The sequence below is a fragment of the Nostoc sp. WHI genome (genome assembly GCF_015714725.1).
GTDB lineage: Bacteria > Cyanobacteriota > Cyanobacteriia > Cyanobacteriales > Nostocaceae > Nostoc.
In genome coordinates this window covers 12,627-27,341 of record NZ_WBKM01000297.1, presented here as the reverse complement: position 1 = coordinate 27,341, position 14,715 = coordinate 12,627, and the positions used below count along the sequence as shown (strand labels likewise).

General features: G+C 42.1%; 16 protein-coding genes and 2 pseudogenes. 7 read left to right on the top strand and 11 right to left on the bottom strand.

The genetic code is table 11. From position 1 onward, the window contains the following. Nucleotides 1–92 (bottom strand): helix-turn-helix domain-containing protein (locus tag F8S12_RS30990; RefSeq protein ID WP_196520101.1); only part of this gene is annotated, 92 nt, incomplete at its 3' end. Between the two features lie 196 nt (nucleotides 93–288). Here F8S12_RS30990 and F8S12_RS30985 point away from each other — a divergent pair. Further along, a pseudogene (locus F8S12_RS30985) lies at nucleotides 289–570 on the top strand (arsenical resistance protein ArsH); the annotation flags it as partial. Between the two features lie 205 nt (nucleotides 571–775). On the opposite strand, the gene F8S12_RS30980 reads toward F8S12_RS30985, so the two are convergent. The 3 genes from F8S12_RS30980 to F8S12_RS30970 form a co-directional block, all read right to left on the bottom strand. After that, on the bottom strand, nucleotides 776–1,462 hold the full coding sequence (locus F8S12_RS30980) for a PHP domain-containing protein (protein WP_196520095.1): 687 nt from the start codon (nucleotides 1,460–1,462) through the stop codon (nucleotides 776–778). 336 nt (nucleotides 1,463–1,798) lie between these two features. Beyond that, on the bottom strand, nucleotides 1,799–2,827 hold the full coding sequence (purM, locus tag F8S12_RS30975; RefSeq protein WP_196520093.1) for a phosphoribosylformylglycinamidine cyclo-ligase: 1,029 nt from the start codon (nucleotides 2,825–2,827) through the stop codon (nucleotides 1,799–1,801). Nucleotides 2,828–2,892: 65 nt separating this feature from the next. After that, a complete protein-coding gene (locus tag F8S12_RS30970) occupies nucleotides 2,893–3,099 on the bottom strand; it encodes a hypothetical protein (protein ID WP_196520091.1) in 207 nt (68 codons plus the stop codon). A 1,095-nt stretch (nucleotides 3,100–4,194) separates the two neighbouring features. Here F8S12_RS30970 and F8S12_RS30965 point away from each other — a divergent pair. Then, on the top strand, nucleotides 4,195–4,869 hold the full coding sequence (locus tag F8S12_RS30965; protein ID WP_196520089.1) for a transposase: 675 nt from the start codon (nucleotides 4,195–4,197) through the stop codon (nucleotides 4,867–4,869). Nucleotides 4,870–4,901: 32 nt separating this feature from the next. Here F8S12_RS30965 and F8S12_RS30960 read toward each other — a convergent pair whose 3' ends face one another. The 5 genes and pseudogenes from F8S12_RS30960 to F8S12_RS30935 all read right to left on the bottom strand — a co-directional run. Beyond that, entirely contained in the window at nucleotides 4,902–6,341 is a 1,440-nt protein-coding gene (locus F8S12_RS30960) for an AMP-binding protein (protein ID WP_196520087.1), read from the bottom strand. A gap of 10 nt (nucleotides 6,342–6,351) precedes the next feature. Then, complete coding sequence (locus F8S12_RS30955; RefSeq protein ID WP_196520085.1) at nucleotides 6,352–6,765, bottom strand: acyl-CoA thioesterase; 414 nt, start codon at nucleotides 6,763–6,765, stop codon at nucleotides 6,352–6,354. A gap of 301 nt (nucleotides 6,766–7,066) precedes the next feature. Then, complete coding sequence (locus F8S12_RS30950; protein ID WP_196520083.1) at nucleotides 7,067–7,450, bottom strand: holo-ACP synthase; 384 nt, start codon at nucleotides 7,448–7,450, stop codon at nucleotides 7,067–7,069. Then, complete coding sequence (locus F8S12_RS30945; RefSeq protein ID WP_196520081.1) at nucleotides 7,426–8,322, bottom strand: acyl-ACP desaturase; 897 nt, start codon at nucleotides 8,320–8,322, stop codon at nucleotides 7,426–7,428. The genes F8S12_RS30950 and F8S12_RS30945 overlap by 25 nt, the downstream gene beginning before the upstream one ends. Before the next feature lie 367 nt (nucleotides 8,323–8,689). Beyond that, nucleotides 8,690–9,129: pseudogene (locus F8S12_RS30935) on the bottom strand (Uma2 family endonuclease); the annotation flags it as partial. Between F8S12_RS30935 and F8S12_RS30930 the strand changes: the two are divergent. Next, the gene (locus tag F8S12_RS30930; protein ID WP_230968387.1) at nucleotides 9,110–9,283 is read left to right on the top strand and encodes a hypothetical protein; all 174 of its coding nucleotides are present in this window, start codon (nucleotides 9,110–9,112) and stop codon (nucleotides 9,281–9,283) included. The pseudogene F8S12_RS30935 and the gene F8S12_RS30930 overlap by 20 nt on opposite strands. Nucleotides 9,284–9,766: 483 nt before the next feature. Here the strand turns inward: F8S12_RS30930 and F8S12_RS30925 are convergent, their stop codons facing one another. Together F8S12_RS30925 and F8S12_RS30920 are read right to left on the bottom strand one after the other, a co-directional pair. After that, on the bottom strand, nucleotides 9,767–10,354 hold the full coding sequence (locus tag F8S12_RS30925; protein ID WP_196520079.1) for a PEP-CTERM sorting domain-containing protein: 588 nt from the start codon (nucleotides 10,352–10,354) through the stop codon (nucleotides 9,767–9,769). Next, nucleotides 10,351–10,881 (bottom strand): FMN-dependent NADH-azoreductase, encoded by a 531-nt coding sequence (locus F8S12_RS30920; RefSeq protein ID WP_331001466.1) that lies wholly within the window; start codon nucleotides 10,879–10,881, stop codon nucleotides 10,351–10,353. Before F8S12_RS30920 ends, F8S12_RS30925 begins: the two co-directional genes overlap by 4 nt. A 219-nt stretch (nucleotides 10,882–11,100) precedes the next feature. Here F8S12_RS30920 and F8S12_RS30915 point away from each other — a divergent pair, with 219 nt between their 5' ends. The 4 genes from F8S12_RS30915 (at nucleotide 11,101) to F8S12_RS30900 (ending at nucleotide 14,672) form a co-directional block, all read left to right on the top strand. Continuing rightward, complete coding sequence (locus F8S12_RS30915) at nucleotides 11,101–11,772, top strand: glutathione S-transferase family protein (protein WP_196520078.1); 672 nt, start codon at nucleotides 11,101–11,103, stop codon at nucleotides 11,770–11,772. 48 nt (nucleotides 11,773–11,820) lie between these two features. After that, a complete protein-coding gene (locus F8S12_RS30910) occupies nucleotides 11,821–12,687 on the top strand; it encodes a CmcJ/NvfI family oxidoreductase (protein WP_196520076.1) in 867 nt (288 codons plus the stop codon). Between the two features lie 81 nt (nucleotides 12,688–12,768). After that, the gene (locus F8S12_RS30905) at nucleotides 12,769–12,936 is read left to right on the top strand and encodes a hypothetical protein (RefSeq protein WP_230968386.1); all 168 of its coding nucleotides are present in this window, start codon (nucleotides 12,769–12,771) and stop codon (nucleotides 12,934–12,936) included. Nucleotides 12,937–13,367: 431 nt separating this feature from the next. Next, on the top strand, nucleotides 13,368–14,672 hold the full coding sequence (locus tag F8S12_RS30900; protein WP_196520074.1) for an O-acetylhomoserine aminocarboxypropyltransferase/cysteine synthase family protein: 1,305 nt from the start codon (nucleotides 13,368–13,370) through the stop codon (nucleotides 14,670–14,672). Nucleotides 14,673–14,715 lie beyond the last annotated feature (43 nt).

Here is a 14,715-nt window from a genome sequence, read left to right as displayed (position 1 = left end):
CACCACCATCTAGCACACCCAAAAGTTTGAGCTAATTGGATTTGTTGCTCAAGTGACGGATATAAACGGACTTGTACCACTTTGTGTAACACTTCACTTTCACCTCCTTGATAGGAATACTCTACCACAAATGTATTTTATGATAAAGTACTTAAACAAAATAATTAGGGATTCGTCATACATCCGAAATTTGTTTTTGCTTGATGCAAAAAATCAATTCCAGATGCAATCCTCATCCCCTGCTCCCTATCCCCACCTTATGAGTACATTGAAGGTGGGGACTTCCGCAACACGTTAAGAATTCTTGGGCGCTGGATGCGAATGTTTACTATCCCCAATCAATCCTCAGTGGCTAAAGCATATCAGGAGTTTAACGAAGACGGTACTATGAAGGATTCGCCTTACCGCGATCGCGTCGTGGATGTTATGGAAGAACTTTACAAGTTTACCTTGCTATTGCGTGACAAGGTTGATTATCTCACAGACCGCTACAGTGAACGTAAGGAAAAAGCTGCTAAAGAGACAATCATCATAGCTTCTCAAGCTCTTGAAGTTAACTCTAATATCTGACACAAGTTTTTGAGATAATAGTTGACTGATTCAATCACCGCTCGTTTGCGTAAAAGAATTTTCCGAAGCCGGAGACGCTCCGCCTCCGGTCAATTAGTTTAACCAAGCGATTTTTCTTGTTTGGCCTTTAAGACCAGCTTAAACCCTATTTCCAAGCCTCGTAAATTGGCGTTGCCTAGCGTGTCCTTTAGGACAAGATATTGCTTTACAAGCGTTGTAGCAAGCTCAAACCGTGGCTATCAGTACCACATGTATTCAAAAGAAAGTATTCATCAGCCAACTTTTGTACTTGTTCTGATTCCAAGGGGCTGGGTTTCCAAGGGTTAGGGTTATTATAAGCGTAGAAACTTTCCACACCATCGATACCCTTTTTGGCAGCAGCTGGAATTAAGTCAAAATGCGATCGCTTATAACGAGCTGGATGAGCAAGTACTGCCAATCCCCCAGCTTCATGAATAGCGGCAATCACCTTACTTGCCTGATATTCTTTGCCTGTAGTAGCCTTTCTTAGTAGATAAGGTTTCATACTAGGGTGTTCTGGCTCAAAAGCGTAAGCCAAAATGTGAACTTCTATATCCAAAAGATTGGCATTGATTTCCACGCCACTCCACAGGTGAGGAGTGCTTGCACCAGGATTAGTCCACTTCCAGTTTTCCAACCAAGCAAGTGATGCTTGATAGCCGCTAATACTATGATGATCGGTGATAGCTAACCCTTTTAGGCCAATAGCCATCACCTGCTCCATCAATCCACTCGGTTGCAACTTCCCATCCGAGTAGATAGTATGCATGTGAAAGTTGAATAACCTCGGACAACTCTGTGCATCAATGTTTTGGAATACTTGCTTCAAAAGTTCTGCCGAAGCAGTAGTTCGTGCCAAATTTACAGCCATAACCCCCTCTGAACAAAAATCTATATTTTTAACACACCAAAATGCCACACATACAGACGAGAAACATCCAGCACCGGAAATTAGTGTTGGCAGCTATTTACTCAGCTTCATTAGCAAATTTTTCAATATGTTAAGACTACGTTAGCAAATCTCAACGTTAGTATTCATAGGTATCTCTTATTACTTTTTGCATAAGTAGTAATAAATCAGGCATAGAATATATTATAAATACGGCTATAGCATCTCTGCTAAATGACTTATATAATGAGGCTTGGTAAAATAATTCTCTTTACCAAGCCTGAAATAGGCTTTTATTAACTGTATAAAAACTTTTATTTATATCGTTAATCCTACTAATTCACCCGAACCAGTAATAACTTTACCGATCGCATAAGTGGGAATATCTTGTGATTCAAAATGGGTAATTGTCTGCTCAATCTGATCAGGTGGAACCAGCAGGACAAATCCAATTCCCATGTTGAACGTATTATACATGGCTTGGGGGCTGACCTCTCCGGCTTCAGCTAGCCATTGAAATACAGGGGGGATATTCCAACTGCTGGGGTCAATTTTGATCGCTTGACCTTGACCCAAGCATCTGGGCAAATTTTCTGGCAATCCGCCACCTGTGATGTGAGCCATACCATGAATTTCCAAACCTGCTTGCAGCGCTGCTAAAACGGGTTTGACGTAAATGCGGGTAGGTTTCAGGAAAGTTTCTCCGAGAGTTTCACTACTTAACAAGTCTGGCGCATCGCTCCACGTAAACCCGCCATCATTAACAATCTTTCGTACTAAGCTTAAACCATTACTGTGTACACCAGTACTAGCAAGTGCGATCGCTACATCCCCTACTTGCACCTGGGAACCGTCTAGCATCTTGCTTTTTTCGACAATTCCCACACAAAACCCAGCCAAGTCATACTCACCCGCCTGGTAGAAACCAGGCATTTCTGCCGTTTCTCCTCCCAATAAGGCACAACCAGCTTGCTTACATCCAGAGCTTATACCCACAACCACATCAGTTAGTTGCTCTTTGTCTAGCTTACCGGTTGCCACATAATCTAAAAAAAACAGAGGTTCCGCGCCAGATGTCAACACATCGTTAACACACATCGCCACCAAATCAATGCCAACGGTGTCATGACGATTAAGAATGTGAGCTATTTTTAGCTTTGTACCCACCCCATCTGTGCCGGAAACCAAAACTGGTTCCTTGAGACCCCCTGGTAGTTGGAAGCAGCCGCCAAAGCCACCCAGTCCGCCAATTACTTCCGGTCTGAAGGTACTCTGAACTAAATTGCGAATTTGATCTACAAAGCCTCGTCCAGCCTCAACATCAACTCCTGCATCCCGATAATCCATTCCCTACTACACCCTTATTAATTCAAATTAGAAGTGAGAACTCAAAGAACTCCTAACTCATAACTTTAAAATACTTCATCCTCAATGCCACGCCACCATTCTCCCAAATTCATCAAGTCTTGGTAAATATCTTCTAATTCTTTGGTGTAAACATCGTCTGTAAGCATAGCTCGACGTTCTTGCAGTTTCTTGAGCCGCAGTTGTGCCAATAGCCAAGGTTTAGTGATGCTATTCGTTGCTTCAATGTATTGTGCTAGTTCTTTGCTATCCATATATTTCGATTTTAATATTATTACTTTTAATATACAGGAGGCAGTTCAGAGCAACCAAAGGAGATGAGGGAGATTAAGGAGGCAGTTCTTGCTGGAGGCAGTTCTTGCTGGAGGTAATCCCCATAAATGAATTTAGGGGATTTAATAAGGACGTATTTTTCCTTGGGCTGTGCGTCTCGGAAAAAATATTTTTATTTTTTTTCATAAATAAATTTAGTTGCTCTAAACCCTTTTAGCAGAGGGCAAAAAATATATTTTCTTCCTCCTGCCTCCTGCCCTCTGCCTTTCTTTGGTAATTGTCAAATAAGAGGGTATTGTAAACACCCTCTTATGGATAGAATTTACCTCTACCGTTAACCGCCTTGTTACCGACATCCTGAAACGTGCGACCGTCAGCAGACATCTCAAATGAGCTAATTGGTGGCCCCACTGCCTGCGAAGCTAGAGATTGAAACTAAGGGAAGTGCAGCCGCCTCTTCCATTGTCGTAGATATTGGTTTATGAGCAACCAAGTTAGCATCAACCAACATACCCCTCTTCTGTCACTCTCCGGAAGGGCGATCGCTAGAAGCCTTATGAGGCAATCAATACAAGCTATACTATTAGAAAAAAATAGGTCTTATATTTGTTATTAGAAAAGAATCGCGCGTAGGCGTAGCCCGTTGTAGACATCGGTTGCTATACAAAAGCTCTAGATTTTAGAAAAGGCAAATGTTTTCGGAGAGTGACAGAAGCTGTTTACGGACGCGCTGGCTTCCGTTATGGATGGAAGAAACAAAATTAAGATGCACCGAAAAAAATTACACTTTTATTGTGTCCTGACAGTTAAGACCGATCCCCCAATGGTGCTTTGTCGCCCGTACAGAAGCTTGGTTCTGGGTTGAGACGGTTATGACATTGGTGAAATGGTTGCTACCATTATCCCGTTTAGGAGACTGTATTCATCCGTCAACCCAGGTCAGGGCACACCTCCAATTAGCTAGTATGACTCCGCATTCATGAGGAAGCCTTTGATGATGAAAACACCAAAGTCCAAATCCCGTTCCCATCAACCAAGTGCGAATGAAACTTCTGACTTAAGACCAATCAACCCAAATGCAGCAGGTATTGGTTTATCAAACTCAGATAGCAGCTTGCGATCGCCAAATACAAGAGTGCTTGGCTCAATTTAGCAACAAAGTTAATTTGAATGAATCTCCGCTTCCGCAACCAAAGCACCCCCGCCATAAACCCCAAGGCAATGAACCTGCTTTTGATTTACGTACCCATCTTTACCGAATTAGTGGTGTGGACTTCACGGCCGTTGATGGTCTTGGTATCCAAACAGTGCAAACCATTATTTCGGAGGTAGGTTTAGATCCTACCCGATTCCCAACTGTTAAACACTTTACTTCCTGGCTTGGTCTTTGCCCTTGCAATCGCATCACTGGTGGTAAAATTAAAAGTTCTAAAACTCGCCTTGTTCTCAACCCGGCTACCAATGCTTTCCGAATCGCAGCACAAACAGCAGGCAAGAGCAATTCTGCCTTGGGTGCTTTTTACCGTCGTTTACGTTCTCGCCTGGGTACACCCAAAGCTATCACTGCTACTGCTCATAAGTTAGCACGAATTTTCTACCGACTTTGGACATCTGGAGGTGACTATCAAGATCCTGGCATGGATTATTATGAACAACGTTACCAAGAACGAGTCGTCAATAACCTCCAGAAAAAAGCTCTAGCTTTAGGTTTTGAGCTTGTTCCCCAGCCCGAAGCAAATACGGTTTCTTAGGAGAGGGATAAATCGAAAGTGTTAGTAAAGAATTAACACCCATTTATAGCGTTGTTAGCAAGCATAATTTTCCCTGTGACGTAGGCTTGAGCGATCGCTATTCGCCGTAACTTGCCACTGCTAGTTTTTTCTAGTTGTCCTGGGCGAATGAAGAGTATATTGTCCACAAGGATTTTAATGCCCAGCTGGTTGAGAACAATCTCGCTGACTTGGCGTTGATGGTCAATTACTTGTTGAAGAATACTGGCCTGTTTGGTTTCTATCAAGACAATAATCCGGTCATCAGCCTGAATTGTCGCAACTTTGCTCGGTTGTACAAACGGTAGCGACTCTATGGCATGTTCAAAATCGCTTGCAAAATAACTTTGACCATTAATTTTGAAGCGATCGTTCAGCCGACCTATGACGAACAACTCACCCTCGCTAATTACACCCAAATCACCAGTAGGGAAAAAACCATCACAATTGTAAAAAGGGTGTTCGCTTTCAAAATAATTATCGACCAAAGTCCCGCCTCTGAGTTCAACTTCACCAATTTCACCTTCATGGCATAAAAGACCATCTTCAGTTCTTAAACGGATATCAAATGTACTCAAAGCTTGACCTACAGAAATAGCTTTGCAGCCATTTGCCAAAGTCACGATCCGGGGAATATCTTCTAACTTACAGCAGGAAATCATCAGGACTGCCTCCGCCATACCATAACAAGGCTTATCTGACAGTTCGCTCAACCACTCCACAGGATTCATCAAAAAATGCATTGGGGTACTCAGGTGCAAGTTATGCCTCACGTATAGGGTTGTGAGCAAACCACCTACTAATCCCATATCGTGATAAAGTGGCAGCCAACTTGCAGTTGCATCACTGGGTCTATTTTGAACATGGTTACTGATGACCTGCATTTGTGTCACAATTTTTCCATGAGTGACTGGAATTCCTTTGGGGAAAGAAGTCGAGCCAGAAGAAAACTGTACAAAAGCAATATCAGTATCCGTAATTGTTGCAAAATTTGCTGATTCTTGGGGCTGAATATCTGTGTCTGGTAAGTGTAGACGCTGGAGGCTCAATTCTAAACTTCTAATACTAGGTGCTTCCAACACAAATTCAGCTTGATATTGGGTTGTAACCTTCGTCAAAAATTCCAGGTAGCTCTCTTTAACAACACCCATGCTGTAGGGTTTGACTGACAGTGGAATTGCTCCCAGTCCAACTAAAGCAAAGAATGCAATAATCACACCTTCGGTTGTTTCAAAAGGAAACAGAATCCTTGAACCAGCTGTCACACCCGCAGCCCGAAAGTACTCCATATAGGCTGCAATCTTCTGGTACATCTCACAATAGGCGAGAAACTTAGACTCAGCAGCGCGATCCTGCTTTAAGAACAAGCCCAAGTGTGAGTCAGTATTCTTGAGAGCCTGAATCATTGCGATCACAGTCATCGACAGCTTAGTTCTAGGTTGTAAGTCTTGCATTGTTTTGACCTCAAGCATCTTGTTGCTTATTTTCATCAAGAAAATCTTGGAGAGTTCTAAGCGATCGTTCAATTGAATCAATGAATGCTACTTTCACAAGAGCATCAGCAGCAACCTTTACAGTTCCGTTTTTGAAAATCTCAATAAATTGGTGAAAAATTACTTGATAATAGTAATCTTCCTCCGCGTCTTTGAGTTTTGTAATAATCTTGACCTCTCCAGGTAATATTTCACGGATATAGTTGACTTCAATACGAGCAACTACAGGAATAATCCTCTGTCTGTGAAATAAGTTGTGATGCTCAAGCCATGACCATCGCCCTGCTTCTAGGTATTCGAGAACAGTGGCATTATTGACGTGACCCAAACTGTCAAGGTCATTCGGGCGTACCTGAAGTTTTAGGTTAACAGCTTCAAAGTTCATAAGTCGGTTGGCGTGAATATTTATTATCAAGGCAAGGTAGAAGGCAGAGGAGCCACGGCGTTGCGGAGGTTTCCCTCGTTGTAGCAAGTGGGGTGGCAGAAGGCAGAAAGGTGAATCACTTTCCGTCTTGGCGCTTTGCGTCGTTAGCGCAGCGTTAGCGAGTCTTCTCCCAAGGGGAGACGCTACGCGAACGAGCGTCTGGCAAAGTGACGAACCCAAAGGAGAAGAGAGTTTTTGTTAACTTTACTTTTTATTACACACTTCTGTTTATTTACATCTTTCTACTGCCAAATCGTTGCAATCATGGCTGTGGAGAAATAGCCACAACAGTAGACACATAATCCCCACTGTGAGATATAGAAAGGTGAACAGTCCAACCTTGAACCTGAAAATGCTCTGCCAGTGAGCCGTAAAATTCAAAGTAAGGTGCGTAACGGGAATTATGTCGCACTTCTACATCTGTCCAGTAGAAATTAGGGGCCATTGCCAAAGCCTTAAACAAGGCTTCTTTAGCTGAAAAAGTACCTGCCATACTTTGGAGAGGGTTTTTACTTTGGCTGAAGTAAAGGCACTCAGTGTTTGTAAAGAAAATGCCTGGAAGTTTCAAAGCTTCAACTTTTGTTAGTTCTGCAATCAGTTGAATATCATGCCCCAGTCCAATTAACATCCCACCAGATCCAGCCATGTCTGCTCAACTTCAGCCGCAGACGTTACCTGAATTCCTGTAATTTGTCTGAGAGCAGAAAATATCAGGATTTGTTTGCGCTCAATATTGTCTGGCAGAACCATCTCATACTTGATGTAATCCCACCAGTTGACGTGAGAATCCCTCTGCTCAAGATGTTGGCGGTTACTACCATAAAGTTCGCCCCCTTCTCGCATAAACAAGTGTGCAACAGCAAATGCGCCTTTGGGTGAGTACTCTTTACTATCAACTAAAGCTTTAGCAAAACTTATGAAGTATGTCAGATGCTGCGATTCATCAGCAGCAATTTGCTTAAATAGCTTTTTCAATCCAGGGTCTTGAGCAATACTAGCACACCAAGAGTAGTTAACCGTGGCTGTAATCTCTGAAATCGCTAATAATACTAGTGTTCTGAGCATGTCATCGTCGGGAAAAATCTTCCGAAACTCAATGACAGTCTCGTTACTGACAGGTTCTAGCCTGAGTAGAGTCGATAAGCGGTTAAGTGTGGTTTCGTGAAAGCTTTCTTCCTCATTCCAGTAACGGCTCCAAGTACTACAAGCTTGCATAATGCTTGCTAAAACTGGATTCCCATCTTGCCAACGACGACACTCAGCATCAGCCAATCTAGCCAAACGATCGGCTCCTGGCTTGGTAGTCAATTCTGCACGTCCAGCATTCCAGAGATTAGCTTTATCAAATTTACTCACAGCCTCCAGGTTAATCGCACCAATCATCTCCACTGCACTCCATCGGCGCTTTTCATGGAAATGGTGTTGTTCCCATATTAAATCAACTAAAGAGCTTCGTTGCTCGGCAACAATTGCATATAAGCTACTGACAATATCAGATCGAGAAATTGTATTTACCATAGTGAAGATACTTGAATTTAATTTTTAAGTTTTAGAGGTTATTTGAAAAGCCTTGGTGACTAACTCGAAGTCACGGCTACATAAACAAAACCCATCTACCCTTCTCTTCAAGACGCTGACGTATAGCTTGCTTCTCCGTTCGCGTTAGCGTCTCCGTTAGGAGAAGGAGTATGGTAACACCAAGGGTAAACATAGGTTAAAAAGCACACTTAATAAAGTTTTAGCTGCGTATTTATACTAAAGATGAGTTCCTATGTGTCCTGATGAAGTTTTTTAGCGGTAAACAAGGAGAACATACGTTAAAAACGCAAGTAGTAACCCGTCAAAAAATTGATCAGATTATTCTCTGTTTCAATCCCTAATTGAGTTATTCAAATTCAGGTGGCCATAATTCGGCTATTGCTAATTCCCAACCTGGAAGTAACTCTGGTATTACTAATTTGTCGTTATCTTTTAAATAACTGGTTCCTGGTTAGGGCGATAAACTGTAACTAAAAGTTTGTCAGAGTCAGTGAGAATACTTACTCTAGAACCAAGTTCTAAGAATAGTTTAATTTTCTCTTCCAGTGGTTTGATACGGTCACTTTTAGATTTGACCTCAACTGTGAGATCGGGGACTAACTGCACAAAATCACGCTGAGTTTTCTTGAGTCGTTCTGCCCGAACAAATGAAACATCTGGAGCGCGTAAGTTTCTTTTTTCCGGGTCGCCCGTAGTTTCACCGATTTCAATGCTTGGCAAGATAAAGCCAGCGCTGGAACCAGTAACTCTGCCTAGCTTGCGAGGCATGACCCAAATATTAAGAATTGATGATTGCCATACTGGACAAATTACTATTGATTATCAACCAGGACATCCTCATGGTTTTGTATCCTCAATTGATATGGGCGAAATTGCTATTTGTCAGGTGCTATCGTTCAATACTTTGATAATCAGTCAGACGAAAATCAGCCCAACCTAATTCATTTTTGACTTGTTTAAAACTCCTGATTTCAGGCGGTTTTTAGGTTTAAATATTTTAAACATTAATGGATAATCAATAAGACCAGCGCATTCTCAATAGATTTAAAAATAATCTCATTAAGGCTTGTTTATTAACAAAATTTTGGCGATCACTTTGAGGCTTGGAAAATAAATCAAACGAGAAATGCTGAGTTTTTCGTTGCTTCTTAACCTTGGTATTTATCAACCAATTTATCAGATGTATCAACAACGGTAAAAATCTATAAGGTTTATACGGGCAAAATTGGATAGTTTCTTTGAATGAGTGTCAGGAATTAGTTATGGAAATAATGGCCGCCGTTCGCAATAAGCAGCCATTTTATCACCAAGGTTTGATGGCTATGATGCTTATACACCAACCACTTTAATTTCTTTGTCGCCCCCTCAAGTGATTGGCTCAAAGCGGTGTAGATCGATAAAGCTTTGGTACTGGTTCAGTAATTCATGCTTCCGATTTCGTCTTCCCGGCTTTTTTAGAGACAGCAATTGCACCAACTCCAAACAATAGACCTAGTAGGGAAGTAGGTTCAGGTACTGATGTAGATGAAGAACTCAGAGTAATATTGGCAGCAGAATCTTGATAGATGTATGTTCCTGCCCGTCCGACTTCACCCGTCAAGCTAATTTTAGAGCTTGAAGTTCTTTCTAAGGTATATCTAGGGGCATCAAAAGCAATGCCAAAATCAACTACTAAATTCCAATTCGACCTAGAATCAAGCTCAAAATCAACATCTGGGGTTAAGTTACCGCCATTAGCAGAGCCTCTGTTCAAATTCAGGTCTAGATTGTTGACGGATAGCTCCCAATCGCTCAAAGTCCCGGACTCTGAGTAAACTACGAATCCCGAATATTCGCTCTCTTCTGGCAAAAAGTTCGTAAGGAATGGGGTAGTAGCATCGACTAAGGTAAAATCACCTGAAAATTCTTGCCTAGTTAGAATAGCTCCCAGCACGGGAGTAGCATGAAATACGCTTGCAACTATCAAACCAATCACGGCGATGCTAACTTTGGGGAGTCGAACTTGATTCATGGATTAAGTATGCTATCTAAAATTGTTGAAGGTATGCTATCACATCCGTGGCAACTTAAGATACACTCACTACACCAAAAAGTTCTGCGATGCCTGCGGTGTTCTCCTTGCCATCGCTCAGCATACCGGAGCGCAGGTTCCTGACAATCCCATCCTTCATAAGGAGAACCTGCTCCATATTCAACGCCTCGTGATGTGATGAACAACACTTTTTTACCGTTTGCAAGTCCTTTGACTTGACTATCCTCCTCGGTGAATGTGCGACCCACACGAACCACTTGATCAATGTATCCTTTGAAGTTGGACGGAATACTGAAGTTGTACATCGGCACGCTGAACACACACTGTTCAGCCGCTAAAAACTCATCCACCAACTCATCGGAAAACTTCAGCAGTTCAGCCATTTCTGGAGTCAGTGCTTCTGGTGGAGTAAGGACTTCAGTTATTACCATTTTTGTGCGATCGCTTACAGAAATTTTCCTAATTTTTAGGTGTGTCAACGCTTCTAAATATTTATTTAGTTCCACTAATAATTAGGTATACATGTTTTCAGGAAGACTGTATAATATATTAAATACGTTAAACCGACCGACAAACTGTAATATACCATCTAACTGACATAGATACCTGCTAGTCAATTATTTAACTGCACTAATCAACACCTCTCGCTTTTGTCTTATTGCTTGAGTTGGAGTTGTGCAATCTCAAATAGTCTGCATCCACGATAATTATAAGGAAAAGATTTCATGAGCAACATACAACTGTACTTCGCCAAAGCCTCTACTTTTTCTCAACGTACCCGTGTAGTGTTACTGGAAAAAGGTATTGACTTCACCCCGATAGAAATTGACTTACAGAACAAACCAGATGGGTACACTCAGATTTCCCAGTATGGCAAAGTCCCAGCTATCAAACATGGGGATGTTGAAATTTACGAGTCCGCCATCATCAATGAATATTTAGATGAGGTTTTTCCAGAGCCACCTTTGTTACCCCGCGATCCCGCAGCTAAAGCGATCGCTCGCATCTGGATAGACTACGCCAATACTCGCCTTGTCCCAGCTTTTAACAAATTTCTGCGCGGTAAAGATAGCCAGGAACAAGAACAAGGACGAAGAGAGTTCACAGAAGCACTTTTATATATTGAACAAGAAGGATTAGGCAAAGGTGATTACTTGTTAGGAGATCAGTTTAGCCTTGTTGATATCAGCTTCTATCCTTGGTTTGAACGTTTACCACTCTTAGAACACTTCCGCAAATTCACACTACCAGCAGAAACATCTCGTTTGCAGACATGGTGGAATCTGGTAGGCGATCGCTCCTCAATTCAAGCAGTAGCAAACCCTGTAGACTTCTATTTGCAAAGATTCGCCAAAGTTCTCGGTGAACCTGTTCCCGTTGGTGCATCTCAAAAATAAGACACAGGGATTGACAGAAATTAACTAAAATCCAAAATGGGATAACAGATGAGCTTAAATAACCAAGTTCTAGACAAACCAATTTCCGCACAACTGCCATACGTAGAGGCTAACCTGAGTTACCTGATTCCAATGGCAGAAAAACCTGTTAACTATACCTACGAACCGCCAGTCGGGATTCCCCGCACGAATGCAACTTATCAGACGCACAGACTACCAATTTACAATGCTCGTTCTATCTCAGAGAATATCTCGTTAGATAGAGAAGGTTTTGCATTTACTGGACATAATACTAATGTCCGCAACTTTTACGATGAAGACGAAGTACGCCGCGTCTACTATCCAGAAGCCGAGCAATTATTAAAAGAAGTGACAGGTGGAACAAAGGTAGTGATATTCGATCACACCTTGCGTAATGCCAGTCAATCCAAGCCAGGTGAGAATAATATTAAAGAACCTGCCTTGCGCGTACACAACGACTTCACCGCCAAATCCGGCTATACTCGCGCCCATTTGGAACTAGCAGCGCGGGGGATAGATGACATTGATACGCTACTAAAACAAAGATTTGCCATCGTTAATGTTTGGCGAGCGATTGCACAACCAATTCAAGAGTCACCATTAGCAGTGTGTGACGCCCAGAGTATTGCAATAACAGACCTTGTAGTTGGTGATTTAGTGTACCGCGATCGCGTCGGTGAAACATACGGAGTCACGTATAACGCCAAACATAAATGGTTCTACTTCCCGCAAATGCACAGAGACGAAGCTCTATTTATTAAATGCTTCGACTCCGCAGAAGACGGACACGCCCGTTTTGCAGCCCATACAGCCTTTGAAGACCCTACCAGCCCAGCCAACGCTCCCCCACGAGAAAGCATCGAACTACGAACATTCGTCTTTTACCCCGCATAGATTCCTCCAACTCTTGCTCTCTGCGCCTTTGCGTCTCTGCGTGATACAATCCACAATCTTATTTAACTTGGAGTAACTACCATGACTTCCCAACATTTTGACATCAAACCAATTGCCGGACGTATCGGTGCAAAAATCATCGGTATTGAGTGGAGCATTAACCTCAGCAACGAAATCATCAGCGATATCCGTAAAGCTTTAGTTAAACACAAATTTATGGTCATGTTCTCCCGTCACGAGAATCTGTAGTTGAGTGGTATCGTGGCACGTTACTAACGGCATACGAGTCGCGGTTAGATACCCAGACTTATGAACGATTCGTAGAACGGTATAGGGAAAAGTTATTTGAGAAGTTGGAAGATGAGCAACCTTTCTTTTTCCCTTACAAACGCATTTTAATGTGGGGACGCGTTTAATTAATTCGCAATTCGTAATTTGGATAGTAAAGATGTGATTAAGTATCTCTACTATTCCAAAATTCTGAATGTCGAGTAAATAATAATAATATAAAAATTATATCAAATTCGGATGTAAAGATACTTAGATTTACCAGCAATCACCAACTTACTCTCCAGAACGATAACTGAGCATATAGGGACTTGACGCAGGAATGTTAACATACTAAAAACCGATAGATTTATGATCGTTTATCAAAATATCTTTGCTAGCAATAATTCTCTATGTCTGAAAAATATCGCTTTGAAACATTGCAAGTCCATGCGGGACAAGAACCAGCTATAGGAACTAATGCCCGCGCTGTACCGATTTATCAAACAACGTCATACGTTTTTGACGATGCAGATCATGGGGCGCGGTTGTTTGCCCTGCAAGAGTTTGGCAATATCTATACGCGGATCATGAATCCGACAACAGATGTATTTGAAAAGCGAATTGCTGCTTTAGAGGGGGGTGTAGCAGCGTTAGCTACCTCTAGTGGTCAGGCGGCGCAGTTCTTGGCTTTAAGTACGATCGCACAAGTTGGAGATAATATTGTTTCCACCAGTTTTTTATATGGGGGAACGTATAACCAATTTAAAGTCGCTTTACCACGTTTAGGAATAAATGTCAAATTTGTCGAAGGAGACGAGGTAGAAAATTTTCGTCAGGCGATCGACGATCGCACAAAAGCATTGTATGTGGAAACCATCGGCAATCCCCAATTCAATATTCCCGACTTTGTTGCCTTAGCCCAAATTGCTCATGAAAATGGCATTCCCCTGATTGTCGATAATACCTTTGGGGCTGGCGGATATCTGGCTCGACCAATTGAACACGGTGCAGATATTGTAGTCGAATCTGCAACTAAGTGGATTGGTGGTCACGGCACTTCTCTCGGCGGCGTAATTGTCGATTCTGGCAAATTTGACTGGGGTAATGGCAAATTTCCCGTCTTTACTGAACCATCCCCCGGTTATCATGGGCTGATTTTTCAAGAAGTATTTGGTGTAAGTAGTCAATTTGGTAATATTGCCTTCATTATTCGTGCCAGAGTAGAAGGGTTAAGGGATTTTGGCCCCTCATTGAGTCCATTTAACGCCTTTCTGTTATTACAGGGATTAGAAACTCTTTCTCTGCGTGTAGACCGCCATGTGAGCAACGCTTTAGAATTAGCCCAGTGGTTAGAAAAGCAACCACAAGTAGCATGGGTAAATTATCCAGGACTTCCTCATCACCCTGCTCATGAGCGAGCCAAAAAATATCTCAGACACGGATTTGGCGGAGTCTTAAATTTTGGGATCAAAGGCGGACTAGAAGCGGGTAAAATCTTTATTAATTATGTCAAATTGGCAAGTCATTTAGCAAACGTTGGAGATGCTAAAACCCTCGTTATTCATCCTGCTTCCACAACACATCAACAACTAAGTGATACCGAACAACTTTCCGCCGGTGTGACATCTGATTTGGTGCGTGTATCAGTGGGTATTGAACACATTGACGATATCAAAGAAGATTTTGAGCAAGCATTTCAATTCATTAGTCATTAGTCATTAGTCATTGGTCATTGGTCATTGGTCATTATTCTCTTAT

Coding starts and splice junctions, on each gene's coding strand:
- F8S12_RS30970 (WP_196520091.1), bottom strand. CDS start 3,099: ATGGATAGCAAAGAACTAGCACAATACATTGAAGCAACGAATAGCATC.
- F8S12_RS30955 (WP_196520085.1), bottom strand. CDS start 6,765: ATGAACTTTGAAGCTGTTAACCTAAAACTTCAGGTACGCCCGAATGAC.
- F8S12_RS30925 (WP_196520079.1), bottom strand. CDS start 10,354: ATGAATCAAGTTCGACTCCCCAAAGTTAGCATCGCCGTGATTGGTTTG.
- F8S12_RS30950 (WP_196520083.1), bottom strand. CDS start 7,450: ATGGCTGGATCTGGTGGGATGTTAATTGGACTGGGGCATGATATTCAA.
- F8S12_RS30930 (WP_230968387.1), top strand. CDS start 9,110: ATGACCCAAATATTAAGAATTGATGATTGCCATACTGGACAAATTACT.
- F8S12_RS30980 (WP_196520095.1), bottom strand. CDS start 1,462: ATGGCTGTAAATTTGGCACGAACTACTGCTTCGGCAGAACTTTTGAAG.
- F8S12_RS30965 (WP_196520089.1), top strand. CDS start 4,195: ATGCAGCAGGTATTGGTTTATCAAACTCAGATAGCAGCTTGCGATCGC.
- F8S12_RS30915 (WP_196520078.1), top strand. CDS start 11,101: ATGAGCAACATACAACTGTACTTCGCCAAAGCCTCTACTTTTTCTCAA.
- F8S12_RS30905 (WP_230968386.1), top strand. CDS start 12,769: ATGACTTCCCAACATTTTGACATCAAACCAATTGCCGGACGTATCGGT.
- F8S12_RS30900 (WP_196520074.1), top strand. CDS start 13,368: ATGTCTGAAAAATATCGCTTTGAAACATTGCAAGTCCATGCGGGACAA.
- F8S12_RS30910 (WP_196520076.1), top strand. CDS start 11,821: ATGAGCTTAAATAACCAAGTTCTAGACAAACCAATTTCCGCACAACTG.
- F8S12_RS30960 (WP_196520087.1), bottom strand. CDS start 6,341: ATGCAAGACTTACAACCTAGAACTAAGCTGTCGATGACTGTGATCGCA.
- F8S12_RS30945 (WP_196520081.1), bottom strand. CDS start 8,322: ATGGTAAATACAATTTCTCGATCTGATATTGTCAGTAGCTTATATGCA.
- purM (WP_196520093.1), bottom strand. CDS start 2,827: ATGGATTATCGGGATGCAGGAGTTGATGTTGAGGCTGGACGAGGCTTT.